The sequence below is a fragment of the Aliivibrio wodanis genome, from assembly GCF_052920805.1.
This window is the reverse complement of sequence record NZ_JBREXA010000002.1, coordinates 2,032,853-2,053,953: the sequence shown is the minus strand read 5'-3', so window position 1 is coordinate 2,053,953 and position 21,101 is coordinate 2,032,853. Positions and strand designations below refer to the sequence as shown.

At 40.1% G+C, this 21,101-nt stretch carries 18 protein-coding genes and 3 pseudogenes; 19 read left to right on the top strand and 2 right to left on the bottom strand.

The window, feature by feature from the left end; genetic code table 11:
* Positions 1 to 17: 17 nt before the first annotated feature.
* A complete protein-coding gene (gene queG, locus ACU5DF_RS17330) occupies positions 18 to 1,130 on the bottom strand; it encodes a tRNA epoxyqueuosine(34) reductase QueG (protein ID WP_446714269.1) in 1,113 nt (370 codons plus the stop codon).
* Between the two features lie 206 nt (positions 1,131 to 1,336).
* Between queG and tsaE the strand changes: the two genes are divergently transcribed.
* The 11 genes and pseudogenes from tsaE (at position 1,337) to motX (ending at position 13,013) form a co-directional block, all read left to right on the top strand.
* The gene (tsaE, locus tag ACU5DF_RS17325; protein WP_446713664.1) at positions 1,337 to 1,801 is read left to right on the top strand and encodes a tRNA (adenosine(37)-N6)-threonylcarbamoyltransferase complex ATPase subunit type 1 TsaE; all 465 of its coding nucleotides are present in this window, start codon (positions 1,337 to 1,339) and stop codon (positions 1,799 to 1,801) included.
* Entirely contained in the window at positions 1,795 to 3,537 is a 1,743-nt protein-coding gene (locus tag ACU5DF_RS17320; protein ID WP_446713663.1) for a LysM peptidoglycan-binding domain-containing protein, read from the top strand. The genes tsaE and ACU5DF_RS17320 overlap by 7 nt, the downstream gene beginning before the upstream one ends.
* A 12-nt stretch (positions 3,538 to 3,549) precedes the next feature.
* A complete protein-coding gene (gene mutL / locus ACU5DF_RS17315; protein WP_446713662.1) occupies positions 3,550 to 5,589 on the top strand; it encodes a DNA mismatch repair endonuclease MutL in 2,040 nt (679 codons plus the stop codon).
* Positions 5,582 to 6,515: pseudogene (gene miaA, locus ACU5DF_RS17310) on the top strand (tRNA (adenosine(37)-N6)-dimethylallyltransferase MiaA). The gene mutL and the pseudogene miaA overlap by 8 nt, the downstream one beginning before the upstream one ends.
* Before the next feature lie 103 nt (positions 6,516 to 6,618).
* Complete coding sequence (hfq, locus tag ACU5DF_RS17305) at positions 6,619 to 6,885, top strand: RNA chaperone Hfq (protein ID WP_045101080.1); 267 nt, start codon at positions 6,619 to 6,621, stop codon at positions 6,883 to 6,885.
* A gap of 42 nt (positions 6,886 to 6,927) precedes the next feature.
* The gene (gene hflX, locus ACU5DF_RS17300; RefSeq protein WP_446713661.1) at positions 6,928 to 8,247 is read left to right on the top strand and encodes a ribosome rescue GTPase HflX; all 1,320 of its coding nucleotides are present in this window, start codon (positions 6,928 to 6,930) and stop codon (positions 8,245 to 8,247) included.
* 18 nt (positions 8,248 to 8,265) lie between these two features.
* On the top strand, positions 8,266 to 9,495 hold the full coding sequence (hflK, locus tag ACU5DF_RS17295) for an FtsH protease activity modulator HflK (protein WP_045101082.1): 1,230 nt from the start codon (positions 8,266 to 8,268) through the stop codon (positions 9,493 to 9,495).
* Positions 9,496 to 9,497: 2 nt separating this feature from the next.
* Positions 9,498 to 10,383: pseudogene (gene hflC, locus ACU5DF_RS17290) on the top strand (protease modulator HflC).
* A gap of 93 nt (positions 10,384 to 10,476) precedes the next feature.
* On the top strand, positions 10,477 to 10,662 hold the full coding sequence (locus ACU5DF_RS17285; RefSeq protein WP_045101084.1) for a DUF2065 domain-containing protein: 186 nt from the start codon (positions 10,477 to 10,479) through the stop codon (positions 10,660 to 10,662).
* 178 nt (positions 10,663 to 10,840) lie between these two features.
* Positions 10,841 to 12,157, top strand: a complete 1,317-nt coding sequence (locus ACU5DF_RS17280; protein WP_446713660.1) for an adenylosuccinate synthase — start codon at positions 10,841 to 10,843, stop codon at positions 12,155 to 12,157.
* 223 nt (positions 12,158 to 12,380) lie between these two features.
* Positions 12,381 to 13,013 carry a flagellar protein MotX gene (motX, locus tag ACU5DF_RS17275; RefSeq protein ID WP_045101086.1) on the top strand — a complete coding sequence of 211 codons (633 nt, stop codon included), beginning with the start codon at positions 12,381 to 12,383 and terminating at the stop codon, positions 13,011 to 13,013.
* A 114-nt stretch (positions 13,014 to 13,127) separates the two neighbouring features.
* Here the strand turns inward: motX and hmpA are convergent, their stop codons facing one another.
* Positions 13,128 to 14,312, bottom strand: coding sequence for an NO-inducible flavohemoprotein (hmpA, locus tag ACU5DF_RS17270; protein WP_446713659.1), 1,185 nt, complete (start codon positions 14,310 to 14,312; stop codon positions 13,128 to 13,130).
* 108 nt (positions 14,313 to 14,420) lie between these two features.
* Here hmpA and nsrR point away from each other — a divergent pair, with 108 nt between their 5' ends.
* The 8 genes and pseudogenes from nsrR (at position 14,421) to metF (ending at position 21,082) form a co-directional block, all read left to right on the top strand.
* Positions 14,421 to 14,846: a nitric oxide-sensing transcriptional repressor NsrR gene (gene nsrR, locus ACU5DF_RS17265; RefSeq protein WP_045101088.1), complete on the top strand. Its 426-nt coding sequence runs from the start codon at positions 14,421 to 14,423 to the stop codon at positions 14,844 to 14,846.
* Between the two features lie 88 nt (positions 14,847 to 14,934).
* Positions 14,935 to 17,452 (top strand): annotated as a pseudogene (gene rnr / locus ACU5DF_RS17260) (ribonuclease R).
* Positions 17,453 to 17,522: 70 nt separating this feature from the next.
* Positions 17,523 to 18,260 carry a 23S rRNA (guanosine(2251)-2'-O)-methyltransferase RlmB gene (gene rlmB / locus ACU5DF_RS17255; protein ID WP_045101090.1) on the top strand — a complete coding sequence of 246 codons (738 nt, stop codon included), beginning with the start codon at positions 17,523 to 17,525 and terminating at the stop codon, positions 18,258 to 18,260.
* A 240-nt stretch (positions 18,261 to 18,500) separates the two neighbouring features.
* On the top strand, positions 18,501 to 18,881 hold the full coding sequence (rpsF, locus tag ACU5DF_RS17250; protein WP_045101091.1) for a 30S ribosomal protein S6: 381 nt from the start codon (positions 18,501 to 18,503) through the stop codon (positions 18,879 to 18,881).
* An 8-nt stretch (positions 18,882 to 18,889) separates the two neighbouring features.
* Complete coding sequence (gene priB / locus ACU5DF_RS17245) at positions 18,890 to 19,192, top strand: primosomal replication protein N (RefSeq protein WP_045101092.1); 303 nt, start codon at positions 18,890 to 18,892, stop codon at positions 19,190 to 19,192.
* Between the two features lie 15 nt (positions 19,193 to 19,207).
* Entirely contained in the window at positions 19,208 to 19,435 is a 228-nt protein-coding gene (rpsR, locus tag ACU5DF_RS17240) for a 30S ribosomal protein S18 (protein WP_005421136.1), read from the top strand.
* 39 nt (positions 19,436 to 19,474) lie between these two features.
* Entirely contained in the window at positions 19,475 to 19,924 is a 450-nt protein-coding gene (gene rplI / locus ACU5DF_RS17235; protein WP_045101093.1) for a 50S ribosomal protein L9, read from the top strand.
* A gap of 267 nt (positions 19,925 to 20,191) precedes the next feature.
* Positions 20,192 to 21,082: a methylenetetrahydrofolate reductase gene (gene metF / locus ACU5DF_RS17230; RefSeq protein WP_446713658.1), complete on the top strand. Its 891-nt coding sequence runs from the start codon at positions 20,192 to 20,194 to the stop codon at positions 21,080 to 21,082.
* Positions 21,083 to 21,101 lie beyond the last annotated feature (19 nt).

Genomic DNA, 21,101 nt, shown 5'->3' with positions numbered 1-21,101 from the left:
AATTAGATACACACAGATTAAGCATCTCGTGGTAGCCCTTTTTCTATAATTCGAATCAAACGTTGCTCTTTTCTGTTTTTATTTATAGGCCTAGAGTTTTGTTGCTCTATAGCCCAAAGAATATGAATATCTAAGTTATTATCTAATCCAAGTCGATCACGTAAGGATAAAACAATATCCTTAGAGTGTGGGGCGTTTCCCATAGCGATTGCGATATTACGCAACCATTGAAGATGACCAATGCGACGAATTGCTGAGCCTTCCATATTTTTTAAAAAGGTAGCTTCATCCCATGCAAAAAGAGAGAGTAAGTTAGCGTTGTCTAGAGACTCTCTACGATGAAAGTCGCTTTGTTGTGTTATATCTGCCTCACGGTTCCAAGGGCAAACGAGTTGGCAATCATCACAACCATAAATTCGATTTCCCATTAATGAACGAAACTCTTCAGGAATAACGTCGCTGTTTTCGATGGTTAAGTAAGAAATACAACGACGGGCGTCAATGACTCCATTTTCTAATATTGCATTCGTTGGGCATGACGTGACACAGGCGGTACATTTACCACATTGGTTCTCAACAGGGGAATCAACCGGTAATGGGATATCAACTAAAAGTTCACCTAAGAAAAACCAAGACCCCGCATCTTTATCAAGTAGCAGTGAGTGTTTGCCTGTCCAACCAAGCCCTGCTTTTTCTGCTAAAGGTCGCTCTAATATCGGGGCTGAATCTACAAAAGGGCGATAACCAAGTTGTTCTACCTCGGCTTCGATTTTTTGACCTAGTTTTTTGAGTTGGTTTCGGATCAGTTTGTGGTAATCACGACCGAGCGCATATCGACTGATATAAGCTTGTGTAGGGTCGCTTAAATTACTTGCAAAACCAGCTTGAGGAGGTAAATAATCCATACGGGCACTGATGACTCTAATTGTGCCAGGGTGAAGTTCATTAGGTCTTGCTCTCATGACGCCATGACGAGCCATCCAGTCCATCGAACCATGGTAACCAGCATCAAGCCATTGCTCTAAAGCCGCTTCATGCTGAGATAAATCGACATCACAAATTCCGACCTTCTGAAAGCCGAGTTCTTGTGCCCAAAGTTTGATGTTAGTAGCGAGTGCTTGATAGTCAATTTTCACAGAGAGATTACATTTTTTTATTACAGTATGATAAGTAAAAGTTTATCATATAGGATTGATAAGACGTACTTCGATGCAATGAAAAGACATTGAATTAACGCAACTCATGGTTACTTGTGTCTAACTATTTCACATATAAATTGTGAATTTGATACCAAGTCCACCAATTTAGACAATTAAAATAGTGAAATTAGTGAATAATGGAACGCTTTGAATTTAATTTAGCTACTGAAGACGACACGGTTGAATTTGGTAGACAGCTCTCTCAAGCTTGTACTCAACAAACCACCATCTATTTACATGGTGATCTTGGTGCGGGTAAAACAACCTTTAGCCGAGGCTTTATTCGTTCATTAGGTCATGTTGGTAATGTAAAAAGCCCAACATATACCCTAGTTGAACCTTATGAATTGGATAAATGGCAAGTGTATCACTTTGATCTGTATCGTTTGGCTGATCCTGAAGAGCTAGAGTTTATGGGGATCCGTGATTATTTTACTGATGATGCAATTTGTTTAGTTGAGTGGCCAGAGAGAGGGGAAGGGTTATTACCTAGTCCCGATATTGATATTGAACTTCGCTATGATGGTGAAGCTCGTCATGTTGTGATTACTGGCAATAATGAATATGGATGTAGTTTAGTGCAGCGGTTGGATTTGTGTTAATCGGTAAATATTTTCGAGTTATTTGGTATACGCTATTTGTTGTTTTATCAGCAAGTAGCTTTTTTGTATCTGCTAATACCCTAGAGGGAATTCGAGTTTGGCCATCGCCAGATGAAACTCGTATTGTTATAGATCTAAATTCTGAAGCAAACTATAGCTATTTTACGCTTAGTAGTCCTTATCGTTTAGTGGTTGATCTTAAAAATACCAATGTGAAAGCAAAGCTGCCGTTAACGGTCAGTGACAGTAAGGTTTTGTCAAAAATACGCAAAAGCTCTGCACCATCAAAAGGAACGACTCGACTTGTTTTTGAATTGAAGCATTCGGTTACGGCTGAGGTATTTAAATTATCACCGACCCCCGGTGGCCAGTACGGGCATCGTCTAGTGATGGATTTACCTCACTCTTCAACTTCGAAATCTACACCAACTCAGAGTAGACCAACGACACCCTCAAAACCTGTAATTAACTCTAATTCGAATCATATTATAGGTAACGGTGAAATAATTATTGCTATTGATGCTGGGCATGGCGGTGAAGATCCTGGTTCAATTGGTCCAACAAGAAAATATGAGAAGCACGCTACTCTCGCTATTTCTAAAAAAGTAGTCGCATTAATCAATGCTCAGCTAGGTATGAGAGCAGTAATGACTCGTAGTGGTGATTACTTTGTTAACTTAAATAAACGAACTGATATTGCGAGAAAAAATAAATCTCACCTATTGGTGTCTATTCACGCTGATAGTTTCCGCTCTCCTAAACCAAGAGGTGGTTCTGTTTTTGTGCTTAATACGCGCCGAGCAAATACTGAAATTGGTCGTTGGGTAGAAAAACATGAGAAACAATCTGAACTGTTAGGCGGTGCAGGTGATGTATTAGCTAAGAATAGTAATGATAGAAATGTTAGCCAAACATTGTTGGATTTACAGTTTAGTCATTCTCAAAAAGAGGGCTATAAATTAGCAACAGACGTTTTATCTGAAATGGGTAAAGTGATTAAGCTACATAAAAAAGAACCTGTGAACGCGAGCTTAGCGGTATTGAAATCACCAGATATTCCATCAATATTAATTGAAACTGGTTTTATTTCTAACCCAATAGAAGAGAAGCAACTGTTCCAACGTGGCCATCAGGATAAAATTTCTCGTGCTATCTCAAAAGCAGTTATTCGTTATCTTAATGATAATCCACCACAAGGAACGCTATTAGCAGCAAAGCAGCAACAGAGAAAACATAAAGTAAACCCTGGTGAATCACTTTCTTTAATTGCCAAAAAGTACGGTACTACTGCTGCAAAAATTAAGAGTGAAAATAAACTGAAAAGTACTAGTTTAGCTATTGGCCAGATTTTACTTATTCCTGGAAATCGCCCAGTTTATGTTGCACCAAAGACGAAACCTAGCGCTAAAAAGACATCTAGCTCTCAATCGACACGAGTTACGATTACCCATAAGGTTCGCTCTGGTGAATATTTAGGTAAAATAGCGGCTAAATATAAAGTATCAACCAGTAGTATTCGTTCGTTAAATAAATTGAAATCGGATACTTTATTCGTTGGCCAAAAATTGAAAGTAAGTATTGTCGCTCCAGTAAAGAAACATACGGTGAAACGTGGTGAGTTCTTAGGTAAAATTGCAACTAAATACGGAGTATCTGTATCTAGTATCAGAGCTGTTAATAAGCTGCGTTCTGATAAATTAGCTGTAGGACAGGTGCTTATTATTCCAAATAAATAATAAGGAAAAGGCATGCCTATTCAAATCTTACCAGCTCGATTAGCCAACCAAATTGCGGCGGGTGAGGTTGTAGAACGCCCAGCTTCTGTTGTAAAAGAGTTAGTTGAAAATAGTATCGATGCGGGGGCGACTCGCATCGATATTGATATAGAAAAAGGTGGTAGTAAGTTAATTCGTATCCGTGATAACGGTTTTGGTATTGCAAAAGATGAATTAACTCTCGCCTTAAGCCGTCATGCCACCTCTAAAATAACCACTCTTGATGATCTAGAAGCTATTGTTAGTCTTGGCTTTCGTGGTGAAGCGCTTGCCTCGATCAGTTCGGTTTCACGCTTAACATTAACCTCTCGAACGGTAGCTCAAGAAGAAGCCTGGTCAGCCTATGCTGAAGGTCGAGATATGGATGTAAAGCTAAAACCTGCAGCGCATCCTATTGGTACAACAATAGATGTGGTTGATCTCTTCTTTAATACTCCTGCTCGTCGAAAGTTTCTTCGTACTGATAAAACAGAATTCACCCATATTGATGAGTTATTAAAGCGAATAGCCTTGAGTCGATTGGATATTACGATCAATCTGCGTCATAACGGCAAATCAATTCGTCAATATCGTGCTGCCCAAACTAAAATTCAAGTTGAAAAGCGTCTTGCTGCTGTCTGTGGTTCTAATTTTCTACAGCATGCATTAGAGGTTGAACTAGAGCATGGTGATCTTAAATTTCACGGTTGGATTTCTGCACCAGAAGGAGCCCGTGCGCAAGGTGATATTCAATATTGCTATGTGAATGGTCGTATGATGAAAGATAAGTTAATTAATCATGCGATTAGACAAGGCTATGAAACTTCTTTGTTAGCGAATCAATATGCGGCGTATATCTTATTTATTGAAATAAATCCGCACGATGTTGATGTAAATGTGCACCCTGCAAAACATGAAGTGCGTTTTCATCAAGCTCGTTTAGTGCATGATTTTATCTATCAAGCCATTTATGGTGCGCTACAGCAAAGTGCACTATTGTCAAAAGCTCAGGTTGATGGACAAACAGGGGAGTTTATTGAAGATAAAGAAGCGTATTTTCCTCCTATGAAAGAATATGTTCGCCAACCGAATCAAAATGATTATCAACAGCAAGAATATCAACAAGAGCATTCTTTAATAGGTGCAGACTCTAAAGCAGAACAGCTAAAAAATGCGGTAGATTCGACTCCTGATTATCCAAATAAAGCAGCTTCTGATTCTTGGCCTTCAAGCTCGTTATCCTCGAGAGGAGCATCTGGTTCTGCAGCGCGAATTGCTAATAGGGCTCACACATTTAATAGTGAAAAGCCTTCCTCAAAAGAGCTGAATAACTATCAAGCATTGCTAAAAACCTCTGATGACGAGAGGGTTTCTGTAAATCATCAAATTAATGAAATGCATGTTAGTAGTCCTGTTCAATCTACTTTGATAGAAAAATGTAAATCTATTCCAACACCGCTCGTAAGAAATAATCAACCTCAACCTTTAGGGAAGGTGTTAGGTATTGTCGAAAAGGTTTTTTCTTTATTGCAGCATCAAGAACAATTACAACTGTTGGATTTACGTTATGCTGAGTTTGTAAAAAGTTATGGTCAACTTAATAGTGTGCATATTGAGCCACTGAGAGCACAACCATTATTGATCCCTCTTTCTGTTGGTATTGAAGAAACTATTTGTAATAAAGTATTGAGTTATACTTCAGTATTAAAACCTCTTGGAATTGATTTAAAAGTAAAAAATAATACTAACGTGATCATTATGGCGGTTTGTCAGCCAATCAGGCAGCAGAATTTACAACAATTGATACCGAATCTGTTAAGGTATCTGGATAGCATTAATCCATCTCTTGAACAGGTGATAATTTGGCTTTCTCATCAAATTCAGCATGAAGAAGCCAGTTATAGTACCGCTCAAGCGATACAGTTAGTGATGGAATTAGAGCAATTATGGGGTTCAAACTTATCCCAATTTAATAATAAATTGCTTAAAAACATCGATCTTACTCAAGTGATACAAGCATTTAGTCATGAATAAAGCATTACCTCAAGCCATCTTTTTGATGGGACCAACAGCGTCAGGAAAGACAAATTTAGCCATTGAATTACGAAAACGTTTTCCTGTAGAGTTGATAAGCGTAGACTCAGCCCTTATCTATAAGGGAATGGATATTGGTACAGCAAAACCAAACGAAGATGAACTTTTACAGGCTCCTCATCGTCTTATTAATATTCTAGATCCGGCGGAAAGCTATTCAGTGGCTGAATTTCGCCGTGATGCACTGAAAGAAATGGAAGACATTGTTGCTCAAGGAAAGATACCTTTATTAGTCGGTGGTACAATGTTGTACTACAAAGCACTACTTGAAGGCCTTTCGCCATTACCAGCAGCGGATGCTGACATTAGAGCTCAAATTGAGCAAGAAGCGGAGAATCTTGGATGGGAGGCTATGCATGATCAATTAAAACAAATTGACCCTGTATCAGCTGAGAGAATTCATCCAAATGATCCACAACGACTTTCCCGAGCGTTGGAAGTATTTCGAATTTCGGGTAAAACATTAACAGAATTAACCCAGATTAAAGGTGAGCCTCTACCTTATGAAGTGCATCAATTTGCAATAGCACCGAAAGAGAGAGCGGAAATTCACCGTCGTATTGAACTGCGTTTTGAATATATGATGAAGGATGGTTTTGAAGCAGAAGCTCGTGCATTGTATGAGCGTGATGATCTTCATGCTGACCTTCCTTCTATTCGTTGCGTAGGTTATCGACAAATGTGGGACTATTTTGATGGGGAGGGCACGTTAGATGATGCGGTTTTCCGTGGAGTGTGTGCGACTCGTCAATTGGCCAAGCGACAAATTACCTGGCTACGTAGCTGGAAAGAACTAACTTTGGCTGGATAGTGATGACATTGATGGTGCCCTACTAACGATCTCAGATCGTTTAGAGAGAAAATAAGCACAAAAACGTATCAATGTTGTTTAACTTCAGAGCATTTAGTCATAAGCTAAAGACTAATAGCTAAATAAAATTACAATTACAAACCAAAAAGGAACAAAAAATGGCTAAAGGGCAATCGTTGCAAGACCCATTTTTGAATGCGCTGCGTCGTGAAAGGATTCCAGTGTCTATCTATTTAGTAAATGGGATTAAATTACAGGGACAAATCGAATCATTTGATCAATTTGTTATCCTATTGAAGAACACAGTAAACCAGATGGTATATAAACATGCGATCTCTACTGTAGTTCCTGCTCGTGCTGTAAGCCATCACACTGCAAGTGATCGACCACAAGGCGAGCGTCCACAAGAAAAAACAGAAGATTAGTTCTATTCTATCTGAATAGACAATCGACTAAGGAGTTAATGCTTGTTTGACCGTTATGAATCCGGTGAACAGGCGATTCTTGTGCATATTAGTTTTACTTATGAAGGGGATGTTGAAGATCTCGACGAATGTAAAATGTTGGTATCTTCTGCGGGGGTAAACACATTAGGTGTTGTGACGGGTACCCGTCAATCTCCGCTCCCTAAATATTATGTAGGTGAGGGTAAGGCACTAGAAATTGCCGAAGCAGTTCGAGCTAAGAATGCCGATATAGTGATTTTTAATCATGCGCTTTCTCCTGCTCAAGAACGAAATTTAGAACAATTATGTCAATGTCGAGTAATAGACCGTACTGGGTTAATACTGGATATATTTGCTCAACGCGCACGAACCTATGAAGGTAAATTGCAAGTTGAGTTAGCACAATTACGTCATATATCTACTCGATTGATCCGAGGTTGGACACATCTTGAACGCCAAAAAGGTGGAATAGGTTTACGTGGCCCCGGTGAAACTCAATTGGAAACTGATAGACGATTATTGCGAGATCGTATCAAAGCAATTTTGCGTCGATTGGGTAAAGTTGCAAAACAGCGTGAACAAGGCCGTCGAGCCAGGATCAGAGCTGAAATCCCAACCGTTTCGTTAGTCGGATACACCAACGCAGGGAAATCTACGTTATTTAACCGAATTACTGAAGCAGGGGTTTATGCCGCTGATCAATTGTTTGCCACGCTTGATCCAACGCTCCGTAAGATTGAAGTTGTAGATGTTGGTACTTCAATACTTGCTGATACCGTCGGTTTTATCCGTCATTTACCTCATGATCTTGTTGCTGCCTTTAAAGCGACATTACAAGAAACGCAAGAAGCTAATATCTTGTTACATGTTGTTGATGCCAGTGATGAGCGTTTTCGTGAGAATATTGAAGCAGTAGATATTGTTCTTGAAGAGATTGATGCCCATGAGGTGCCTTATCTTCTCGTAATGAATAAGATTGATAACTTAGAAGATCAACAACCACGAATTGAACGTGATGAGGAAGGGGTTCCTCAGTGTGTTTGGGTTTCAGCAATGGAAGGCCAAGGCATTGATTTACTTTTTCAAGCATTAACGGAACGATTAGCAGGGCAAATGGTAGAGCATACATTGTTACTACCACCTGAGTCGGTTGGGCGTTTTAGAAGTAAATTCTTTCAAATGCATAGCATTATAAAAGAAGAATATCAGGATGATGGCAGCTTGTTGATTGATATACGTATGCAGCAAGTTGATTGGTCTAAGTTAGAAAAACGTGAAGAGACTCCATTAAGTAATTTTATTATTACTAATGAGAGTTCACAGAATTCTTTATCTTCATAATTACTTTGGAGTTTTCTAATGGCGTGGAATGAGCCTGGAAATAACAACAATAACGACAACAATAAGAGTGGCGGTGGCGATAATAAAGACCCTTGGGGTAATAAAAATCGTGGCGGTCGTGATCAAGGTCCACCAGATCTTGATGAAGTATTTAACAAGCTAAGTCAAAAACTGAGCGGTAAGTTTGGTGGTGGCAACAAAGGCGGAAATAATAAAGGTGGTAGCGGTTTACCTTCATTTGGTAATGGCGGCGCAATTGGCTTAGGTCTTATTGCTGTAGTGGCTATTGGTATTTGGGTATTCTCTGGCTTCTATACTATTGGTGAAAGTGACCGAGGTGTAGTATTACGCTTTGGTCAATACGATCGTATGGTTGACCCAGGTCTAAACTGGAAGCCAACCTTTATTGATCAAGTGACGCCAGTTAACATTCAAGCAATTCGTTCATTAAACTCAAAAGGCTTAATGCTAACGAAAGATGAAAACGTAGTTACTGTTGAGATGGGTGTTCAGTACCGTGTTGCTGATGCTCATAAATACTTATACACCGTAGTCAATGCTGATGACAGCTTACGTCAAGCGACGGATTCTGCACTTCGTGCTGTAATTGGTGATGCGAAAATGGATGATATCTTGACCAGTGGTCGTCAAGTGATCCGTCAACGTACTCAAGAAACTCTGAATCGTATTACTGATAAGTATGATATGGGGTTAATTGTTGTTGATGTCAACTTCCAACTAGCTCGCCCACCAGAACAAGTGAAAGCGTCATTCGATGATGCGATTGCTGCTCGAGAAGATGAAGAGCGTTTCATTCGTGAAGCGGAAGCCTACAGCAATGATATTCTACCAAAAGCAACAGGTCGTGCTGAGCGTTTGAAGAAAGAAGCTCAAGGTTATACAGAGCGTACAGTAAACGAAGCGATAGGTCAGATTGCACAGTTTGAAAAGCTATTGCCTGAATATAATAGAGCGCCTGAAGTTACTCGTACTCGTCTGTACCTAGATACAATGGAACGAGTATACAGTAATACAAGTAAGGTCCTGATTGATTCTGAATCAAATGGTAACTTGTTATATCTTCCATTAGATAAAATCACAGGTAATCAACAAGGTTCAGTGCAGTCAGCTCCTCAAACATCAACATCATCATCTAAAAATTATGATTTTGAGTTAGAGAAGAATGGACAACCAGAATCATCGACTAATACAACTGGTCGTAACTCAACTCGTGAAGGGAGATATTAATCATGCGTAAGTTAATGATCCCAACGCTTATCGTTGTTATCGCTATTTTCTTAATGTCACTGTTTGTGATCCCAGAAGGCGAGCGCGGTATTGTTACTCGATTTGGTCGTTTAATTAAAGACAATAACGAAATTACACGTATTTATGAACCTGGCTTGCACTTTAAAATGCCAATGTTCGATCGTGTTAATACGTTAGATGCTCGTATTCAAACTATGGATGATCAATCAGACCGTTTTGTAACATCAGAGAAAAAAGACGTTATCATCGATTCATACGTTAAATGGAAGATCAAAGACTTTGGGTCAATTCTACTTAGCGACTGGTGGTGGTAATATCTTAACGGCAGAGTCTTTATTACAACGTCGTGTATCTGATGGTTTACGAGCTGAGATTGGTAGTAAAACGGTGAAAGAGATCGTTTCTGAGAAGCGTGAACAAGTCATGGCAACTGTACTTCTTGATTCTCAAGAAGGTACGGGTGATTTAGGTATTGAAGTAATTGATTTACGAATCAAGAAAATCAACCTACCAGAAGAGATTTCTGAATCGATTTACCGTCGTATGCGTGCAGAGCGTGAAGCAGTTGCTCGTAAACTACGTTCTCAAGGTCGTGAAAAAGCAGAAGTTATTCGTGCTCAATCAGAACTTGAAGTAGCAACAATCATTGCAGAAGCAGATAAAACAGCACAGATTACTCGTGGTGATGCGGATGCAAAAGTAGCAAAACTGTATGCTGATACGTTTAATAAAGAACCTGAGTTCTTTGGGTTTATTCGTTCTTTACGTGCATATGAAAAATCATTTAATAGTAAGAATGACATCTTAGTACTTGATCCTAAGACTGACTTCTTTAAATACATGAATGATCCAATGGGTGGGAAGTAAGTCTAGTTTTAGACTTTAGTTCACTCTAATTTAAACAAGGTCCTTCGGGGCCTTGTTTTGTTTCTGGCTAGATAACTATTAAAAGGGTAAGTGATGAGTAATGCAGTATGGTTAGCTATTGGTGGTGTACTTATCGTTGAAGGTCTAGGCCCTTTAATTGCTCCAAATGGCTGGCGTAACATGGTCGCTCAATTGAGTGAACAACCGGATAATACCTTGCGTCGTATTGGTGGATGCTTGGTTGTTGCCGGTGTCGTTATTTGTAGTGTGATGCTTTGAATTTTGAGCCAAATGGATAATGGTAAACTTGCTTTTTATCTAATTAGAAAAAGAAATAGTAAGTTACGATATATTGATAGTGCTTTGATAGTGAAAATGAGATTTCGATTAAAAATACCTGAAAGATTTTTCTATCAGTGCTAGAATCCATTTTTAACTAACAAGCAGACTTGGAAAGATGGGAAATAACGTTGTCGTTCTGGGCACCCAATGGGGTGACGAAGGTAAAGGTAAAATCGTAGATCTTTTAACTGAAGATGCAAAGTATGTAGTTCGCTATCAAGGCGGTCACAATGCAGGCCACACTCTAGTTATCGACGGTCAAAAAACCGTTCTACACTTAATTCCATCAGGTATTTTACGTGATAATGTTGAATGCATTATCGGTAATGGCGTAGTGCTTTCACCTGATGCTTTACTAAAAGAAATGGCGCCACTTGAAGCGCGTGGTATTCCAGTTCGTGAACGCCTATTCATTTCTGAAGCTTGTCCTCTAATTCTTCCTTATCACGTAGCGCTAGACCAAGCGCGTGAAATCGCACGTGGTAATAAAGCAATTGGTACAACTGGTCGTGGTATCGGTCCTGCGTACGAAGATAAAGTATCTCGTCGTGGCCTACGTGTTGGCGATCTGTTTGATAAAGTTGCTTTTGCTGAGAAACTAAAAGAAGTAATGGAATACCATAACTTTGCATTAGTTAACTACTACAAAGTAGACGCTGTAAGCTATGAAGAAGTACTTGAGCAAGCAATGAGCTATGCTGACCTACTTACTTCAATGGTTATTGACGTTACTGATACTCTTGATGCTGCACGTAAGCGCGGTGACAAGATCATGTTTGAAGGTGCTCAAGGTACGCTTCTAGACATTGACCACGGTACTTACCCTTATGTAACGTCTTCTAACACTACTGCTGGTGGTGTTGCTGCTGGTTCTGGTTTTGGTCCACGTCACTTAGGTTACATTCTAGGTATTACCAAAGCATACTGTACTCGTGTTGGTTCAGGTCCATTCCCTACAGAGCTATATGACGGTCTAGAAAAACAAGACCCAGTTGGTAAGCACTTAGGCGATGTTGGTCATGAATTTGGCGCAACAACAGGCCGTTTACGCCGTACTGGTTGGTTCGATGCCGTTGCTATGCGCCGTGCAATTCAAATCAACTCACTATCTGGTATCTGTCTAACTAAATTAGACGTATTAGATGGCCTAAAAGAACTAAAAATCTGTACTGGTTACAAGATGAATAACGGTTCTGTACTAGAAGTTTCTCCAATGGCTGCTGAGGCATTTGAAGAAGCAACGCCAGTATACGAAACTATGCCTGGTTGGTCTGAAAATACATTTGGTGCGAAAACAATTGAAGAGCTTCCACAAGCAGCTCTAGATTACGTTAAGCGTATCGAAGAATTAACAGGCGTGCCTATTGATATTATCTCTACTGGTCCTGACCGTAACGAGACAATCATCAAAGTACACCCATTCCAAGCTTAATCGCTTAGAGAATGAAGAAAAACCAGCTCATGTAGCTGGTTTTTTTGTACCTAAATTTTGAGGCTTTGAGCTTCCAATTCATATTTCCATCAATTATTTGATCAACGATTAATCAATGGCTTATAAAGTATGGGCAAAAAATTGCCACTTAGGGCAAATTTTGTCTAAAGATATTGCCGCTTACGTCGATATAATGATTACAGTTATAAAGAGTTGATGAATTATGAAACTACGAAATCTCGTAGCGGCTTGCATGGTAGCATTAGTGCCTATGCATGCCTCTAGTGAAGAGATCGGGGAGCCGATCCCTATTTATACCGAAAACCAACTATTTCGGCTGTTTGAGACTAATTCACACTTAACTCGTGTGAAGAAAGTGGATAATTGTCAGTTAGTTGAAGATATTGTTGCCCGTGCAACCAAGATTGATTCACCTGCGTATGAATTTCTTTATGGAGATATGTTAGCGTGGGGGGTGTGTGTTGATCGTGATGTAGATCTTGGTTTGTATTATATGGAAAATGCCGCGAGGCAAGGCTTACCTGCCGCATTAGAGCAAATTGGTCGATATTATGCCAAGGGTACATTAGTGCAGCAAGATAGAGAGCGAGCGATCCCATACTTGCGTGAAGCCGCCGCGATGGGGAACGTAAACGCTCGGATCCATTTAGCTGAACTGCTCTTAAGTGATTACGGTAGCCCGTTAGACTATGAAGATGCCTATCGATGGCTATATAACACAGTTACAGCAGATGGACGAAAACATAAACGTATTGCTAATCTTCGGAATGGATTAGAAATGCGTATGCCTGGCAATGTGATTGCGAGAGCAAAAAGAAGAGATACCTTCTGGTAAAACCTAAGTTTTAGTATTTAACTATTTTTTGTTAGATATGTAATTTCATCAGCTCTAAAAAACGGCCAGTGATAAATTATCACTGGCCGTTTTTGCATTTTAGTTTATATAAATCTATAGAACTTTATGAGGGCCAAAACACTCATAATGAATACGATCCTCAGTGACACCCAGTTCAATCAATTGTTTCGCGACATGTTGCATGAAGCCAACAGGACCACAGAAGTAGTAGTGGCCATTATCAGAGACGATCTCTTCTTTAACCTCAGTTAAATTAATTAAACCGTTAAACTGGAAGTCTTGATTTAGCGTATCTGTTTCCTGTGCTTGGTTATACCAAGTATAGGCAGAGATATGCTCATGCTTCTCAGCTAAAGCAGAAATGTGTTGTTTAAATGCATGTTGAGAGCCATTTTCCGTTGCGTGTAACCACGTTACTTTTTCTTCATGTTGGGTAAGTGTTTCTAGCATAGAAAGAGTCGGAGTTAAGCCAACACCAGCAGAAATAAGCGTAACAGGTGTTGATGTTTCAACTTCTAAGAAGAAATCTCCAGCAGGTGCTGTTAGGTTTACCTTATCGCCAATACTGAGTGAGGCGTGTAGATAATTTGATGCTTTACCGCCTTCTTCTCGTTTTACTGAAATGCGATATGTTTTTTCTTGAGGCGCAGAAGATAAACTGTATTGGCGAACTTCTTGGTTTTCAAACTCTTCAGGATTTAAGTAAATACCAATGTACTGGCCTGGTTTAAAATGTGAAACAGATTGATCATCTGTCGGCATAAAAGTGAAACTAGTGATGTGTTCACTCTCTTTTTCTTTTGCGATTAATTCGAATTCGCGTAATCCACGCCAGCCACCATTTAATTGGTCATTTTCTTGGTAGATTTGCTCTTCACGCTGAATAAATACGTTAGCAAGAATGCCGTAAGCTTCAGCCCATGCATCTAATACTTCTTGGCCTGGAGAAAACATCTCATCAAGCGTTGCAATTAGGTGACCGCCAACAATATTGTATTGCTCAGCTGTGATCATAAAGCTGGTGTGTTTATGTGCTATTTTTTCAACTGCAGGCAGTAAAACTGCTAGGTTTTCAATATTACCCGCATAAGCACAGATCGCATTAAATAACGCTTCACGTTGATCGCCGTTACGTTGGTTGCTCATATTGAAAATATCTTTTAACTCAGGATTGTGAGTAAACATACGATCATAAAAATGAGCGGTTAATGCAGGACCAGTTTCAGCCAGTAATGGAATGGTTGATTTGATGATATCGATAGTGTTTTTGTTGAGCATAGTAGTTACCTTTAAAGGTGTATTTATTATATATGTTATAAGTTGTATCTAAAATATATCTTTTAGTCAAGAGAAGAATTACAATGAAAAAGAGACTAAGGAGAGGATATGCAGCTTACAAACTTTACTGACTTTGGCTTGAGAGCCTTGATATACCTAGCTTCATTGCCTAAGGATGAATTAACAAGTATTACTATTGTGACCGAAACATTTGATGTTTCGCGCAATCACATGGTGAAAATAATAAATAAATTGGGGCAAGAAGGATACGTAAAAACCGTTCGAGGAAAGAATGGGGGAATTTGCTTAGGTAGGCCTGCTCAGCAGATTATTATCGGTGATGTCATTCGTTCTATTGAGCCATTACAAGTGGTTAATTGCGCACCTGATTTCTGTCATATAACATCCGCGTGTCGATTGAAGAGTGCACTGGCGAAAGCCAAGCAAGCATTTTTGGATGAGTTAGATAATTATACAATTCAGGATATGCTTACAGATAACAGCGAATTACTGATTTTGTTAAAGCGAGTTTAAGCTTGTAATTCCAGATCCTTTCCTATCTGTTGTTTCTATACTCAGGTACAATTACCTTATTATCTCCTCCGACTAAGCAGGTCAGCCTATGTCTAAGATTATTCAAAACGATCCTTTCAAAGATCGAGAAGCAGAAAAATACGAGAATCCAATTCCAAGCCGTGAGTTCATTCTTGAATTTTTCCAAAAAGCAGAAGCGCCTTTAAATCGTAATGACTTATTCGAAGCCCTAGGTTTATCTGGTGAAGATAACTATGAAGGCTTACGTCGTCGTTTAAGAGCGATGGAGCGTGACGGACAATTAGTCTTTACACGTCGCCAGTGTTACGCATTACCAGAGCGAATTGAAGTATTAAAAGGTGTTGTACTTGGACACCGTGATGGATTCGGTTGGATCCGTCCTGAAGGTAGCGTTGGTAAAGACAACGATGTGCTTTTACCTTTCCACCAAATGAAGAAGCTCATTCATGGTGATGTGATACTCGCTCAGCCAACGGGTACAGATAAACGAGGCCGTAAAGAGGGTCGTGTAGTACGTGTATTAGAACCTCACAATGACGGAATTGTTGGCCGATTCTTTATTGAAGATGGTCAAGGTTTTGTTTGTACCTGATGATTCACGTATTAACCAAGATATCTTTATTCCTAATGAGCACAAAATGGGTGCTCGTATGGGTAATGTCGTTGTGATTAATATTACTGATCGTGGTGGCCGTGCTCGTGGTATGTCTGGTCAGGTTATTGAAGTTCTTGGTGAGAATATGGCGCCAGGAATGGAGATCGATATTGCACTGCGTACTCACAATATTCCTCATGTATGGCCTACAGCGGTTGAAAAACAAGTTGAAGGCTTAGCAGAAGAAGTACCAGAAGAAGCAAAAGAAGGCCGTGTTGATCTTCGTGAATTACCACTAGTCACTATTGACGGTGAAGATGCACGAGATTTCGATGATGCGGTATTCTGCCAAGCGAAAGCTTCTGGTGGCTGGCGTCTATGGGTAGCGATTGCCGATGTAAGTTATTACGTTCGCCCAGATAACGCATTAGATAAAGAAGCGATTCAACGTGGTAACTCGGTTTACTTTCCTGCGCAAGTCGTTCCAATGTTGCCAGAAGTATTATCGAATGGTTTGTGCTCATTGAACCCACAAGTCGATCGTTTATGTATGGTGTGTGAGATGACTATCTCTGCGTCAGGTAAACTGTCAGGCTTTAAACATTATGAAGCGGTGATGAACTCACACGCACGACTTACGTACAATAAAGTAAGTGATATTCTTGATGGAAATGAAGAGCTAACTCAACGTTATGAGCCATTAGTTCCGCATCTTAAAGAATTACACAACATGTATCAGGTGCTGAAAACAGCGCGTGAAGCACGTGGTGCGATTGAATTTGAAACCATAGAAACCAAGTTTATTTTTAATGCTGATCGTAAGATTGATCGTATTGAACCTGTTATTCGTAATGACGCACATAAAATCATCGAAGAGTGTATGATTCTGGCGAACATCGCTTCTGCTTCTTTTGTAGAAAAAGCCAAAGAGCCTGCGCTGTACCGTGTGCATGAGTCTCCAGGTGAAGAACGTCTGCAAGGTTTCCGTGATTTCTTAGGTGAGCTTGGTTTAAGCTTATCTGGTGGATTAACACCATCACCAACAGATTATGGTCAATTGGTGCATTTGATTGCCGATCGCCCTGACAAAGAATTAATTCAAACTATGCTGCTGCGTTCAATGAAGCAAGCAGTATACAACGCAGATAATCAAGGCCACTTTGGTCTAGCATTGAAGCGTTATGCGCACTTTACGTCGCCAATTCGTCGTTACCCAGATCTACTGTTACACCGTGCAATTAAATATTTAATTGCCAAAGAGAAAGGCCAAAACAACGACCGTTGGACCCCAACAGGTGGTTACCATTATTCATTCGATGATATGGATGTATTTGGTGAGCAATGTTCAATGACAGAGCGTAGAGCGGATGATGCGACACGTGATGTTGCTGATTGGTTGAAGTGTGAATACATGCAAGATCATATCGGTGAAGAACTAGAAGGTGTGATTGCGAATGTCACCGGCTTCGGTTTCTTTGTTCGATTAAATGATTTGCATATTGATGGTTTAGTTCATATTTCATCGTTAGCAAATGATTACTATCAGTTTGATGCTGCAGGTCAACGCTTAACGGGTGAAAGCTCGGGTCAAATCTTCCGTTTGGGTGATCAAGTTACAGTTAAAGTTCTTGCCGTTAATTTAGATGATCGAAACATTGACTTTGAATGCACGACCTCAATGCGTAAAGCGCGTGGTCAAGGTAAAACTGCCAAAGACAATGCGAAAAAGCGTGATGATAAAAAAGCGCCTCGTCGTGACCCAAATTTTAAACCAAAGGCAAAAGGTGATAAATCTGAGCCAAAAGGTCGTGGTCAATTAGGTGATCGTAAGTCCAAAGGTAAGGGCAAAGTGAAATCAAAAGCTCAAGCCATGGTTGAACCTACGAAACGCCCAGATGGTTCTGCTGAAGAGGTTAAGGCAAAAAGAAAGCCAAAACCAAAGCACAAGAAAAAAGTGCGCGCACGAAAGCCTAAACCAAAAGCAGAATAAGCAATCCTTCGATAATGAGGTAAACTTGCCTCATTAGAACCACTAATTTGTAATAGAAAGAAGCGATAACATGAGTAATGAATTTCTTTTTGGTATCCACGCAACCAAAGCAGTACTAGAGCGTGACCCTGCCCGTTTTATTGAAATATTTGTACTAAAAGGCCGTGAAGACGATCGTTTATTACCTATTATCAAAGAGTTGACTGATCTTGGATTTAAAATCCAAGAGTTACCACGTAAAACGTTGGATGACAAAGCAAATGGTGCTAATCACCAAGGTATTATTGCTCGTGTTACTCCTGCTAAGCAGTTAAATGAACATGATTTAGATGACATCATTAACAAGACTGAGAACCCATTGTTCTTAGTGCTTGATGGTGTTACTGATCCTCATAATCTTGGTGCTTGTCTGCGTAATGCTGATGGTGCTGGTGTCGCGGCGGTTATCGTACCTAAAGATAAATCGGCATCAATGACGGCGACAGTAAGCAAAGTGGCTTGCGGTGCAGCTGAAGTTGTTCCTTTGGTTCGTGTAACTAACTTAGCTCGTACTATGCGCGCATTACAAGAGAAAGGTGTATGGTTCGTTGGTACTGCTGGTGAAGCGACGCATGATGTTTATCAAGCTAAATTAACAGGCCCGTTAGCGATTGTTATGGGTGCGGAAGGTGACGGTATGCGTCGCTTAACTCGCGAGACTTGTGATGACTTGATTAAAATCCCTATGGCAGGTTCTGTAAGCAGCTTAAATGTTTCTGTAGCCTCAGGTGTCTGTTTATTTGAAGCGGTACGTCAACGTTCGTTATAAAGCTTAAATAGTCTATAAAACAAGTGGCTAAGAGTGAAGGTAGTGAGTATTTCATTGCCTTCTTTTTTTTTACTGAATCAAAGAAAATATTTTTGTGATTTAGGTATCTTTTTCTTGCCAATAACGCTGTTTTTCTATACTATCCGCCGTTCTTAATTCTCAGTCTTATTTTTAGTTCCTTGCTTCCCTTGGGATGACTGAGCCAATCGTGGAAGCTGAATAATCCGTAAGGAGCAACCAATGCGTCATTATGAAATCGTATTCATGGTGCATCCTGATCAAAGCGAGCAAGTTGCTGGCATGATCGAGCGTTACACTGGTTCAATCACAGAAGCTGGTGGTACTATCCACCGTCTAGAAGATTGGGGTCGTCGTCAAATGGCTTACCCAATCAACAAACTGCATAAAGCACACTACGTTCTTATGAACGTTGAGTCTGAGCAGTCTGTAATTGATGAACTAGAAACTGCATTCCGTTACAACGATGCTGTTCTACGTAACATGATCATGCGTACTAAAGCTGCGATCACTGAGCCATCAGTAATGATGAAAGCTAAAGAAGAGCGTTCTGCTAAGCGTGAAGACGCTGCACCACGCGCTGAAGAAGCTGCTGCTGAGTAATTGATTTGATGACCAATCGATTGGAGTTGAGCGGTATTATCGCTAAGGCTCCGGTTCGAAGTCTAAGTCCTGCGGGCATACCTCATTGTCATTTTGTCATTGAGCATCGTTCGATTAAACAGGAAGCTGGCTTATCACGTGAAGTCTATTGCAGAATGAACGTGGTAGTTAGTGGACAAGGGTCTCAAGCTTTAACTGCAAACTTGGCTCAAAGCAGTAACGTTACGGTAGGTGGTTTTATCACTTATCAGACAGGCCGAAATGGCGTGGCGAGAGTAGTGTTACATGCTGAGCATATTAAATTAATTTAGATCTGGAGATAGCCCATGGCTCGTTTCTTCCGTCGTCGTAAATTCTGCCGTTTTACAGCAGAAGGCGTACAAGAGATTGACTACAAAGACGTAGCAACTCTAAAAAACTACATCACTGAAGCTGGTAAAATCGTACCTAGCCGTATCACTGGTACTCGTGCTAAATACCAACGTCAGCTAGCTCGCGCTATCAAGCGTTCTCGTTACCTTGCACTTCTACCGTACACAGATAAGCATCTGTAAGTCGATAGCGGTTTAATAAGTTTATAGAGGACTAAGATAATGCAAGTTATTCTACTTGATAAAATCGGTAACCTAGGTAGCCTTGGCGACCAAGTTAACGTTAAAGCTGGTTACGCACGTAACTTCCTTATCCCACAAGGTAAGGTTGTTATGGCAACTAAAGCTAACGTAGAGATGTTTGAAACTCGTCGTGCTGAACTAGAAGCTAACGTTGCTAAGCAACTAGCTGCTGCAGAAGCTCGCGCTGAGTCTGTTAACGCTCTAGAAGTTACTATCGCATCAAAATCTGGTGACGAAGGTAAACTATTCGGTTCAATCGGTAATCGTGACATCGCTGACGCTGCTACAGCTGCTGGCGTTGCAATCGCGAAAAGCGAAGTTCGTCTTCCTGAAGGCGCTCTACGTACTACTGGTTCTTTCGAAGTTAGCATCCAACTTCACTCTGAAGTATTTGCTACATTGAAATTAGAAGTTGTTGCTGCTGAGTAATCAATAGCCAACTAATAATTTAAACGTCAGCCTAGTGCTGGCGTTTTTTTTATCTATCAATTATCTTGCTTAACTCCCTTCTTTTTCATATTCTTTATTTCATCTTGAAAATAACTCAATAGCTACTTGAGAAAAATTCATAATCAGCCTCTTGACTTTGAACTCCATAACATACATTCTGTAGACATATAGACGTCTAAATGATGTCGCCACGGATGATATATTTTGTAATGCCACATTTTTGCATTACAACAGGGAGAGCAAGACATGGCCTATTCACACGCAAGCCACTTAGAGTCACTAAATCAAAATATTGCTGAACTAGATGGCAGTATTAATGTTTCTTTTGAATTTTTTCCACCAAGTTCAGAAAAAATGGAAGAAACACTGTGGAACTCTATTCACCGCTTAAAAACACTGAAACCAAAATTTGTATCGGTAACTTACGGTGCTAACTCTGGCGAGCGTGACCGCACTCACTCAATCATTAAAGAAATTAAAGAACAAACAGGTCTGGTTGCAGCCCCGCATTTAACCTGTATTGATGCAAGCCGCTCAGAGCTTGTAGATATTGCTAATGATTATTGGGCAAATGGTATTAAAGATATCGTGGCTTTACGTGGTGATATTCCAGCAGGAGGTGGTGTACCTGAAATGTATGCATCAGATTTGGTTGAATTGTTGAAATCTCAACATGACTTTGATATTTCAGTAGCGGCATTTCCTGAAGTTCACCCTGAAGCAAAAAGTGCACAAGCTGATTTGTTAAACCTAAAACGTAAAGTGGATGCGGGTGCGAATCGTGCTATTACTCAATTCTTCTTTGATGTAGAAAGTTACCTTCGTTTTCGTGACCGCTGTGTCTCTGCTGGTATTGATGTTGAGATCATTCCAGGTATTTTACCCGTTTCAAACTTCAAACAAGCTTCTCGCTTTGCCAAAATGAACAATGTGAAGATCCCAGGTTGGATGGCACAGCAGTTTGAAGGCTTGGATGATGATCCAGTGACTCGTCAAATGGTAGGTGCGAGCCATGCGATTGATATGACGCGTATCTTAAGCCGTGAAGGTGTGAAAGACTTCCATTTCTATACGCTAAACCGTGCAGAACACACTTATGCGCTTTGTCATACATTAGGTGTTCGCCCTAAAGGTTAAGCTCCTTCTAAGAATAATT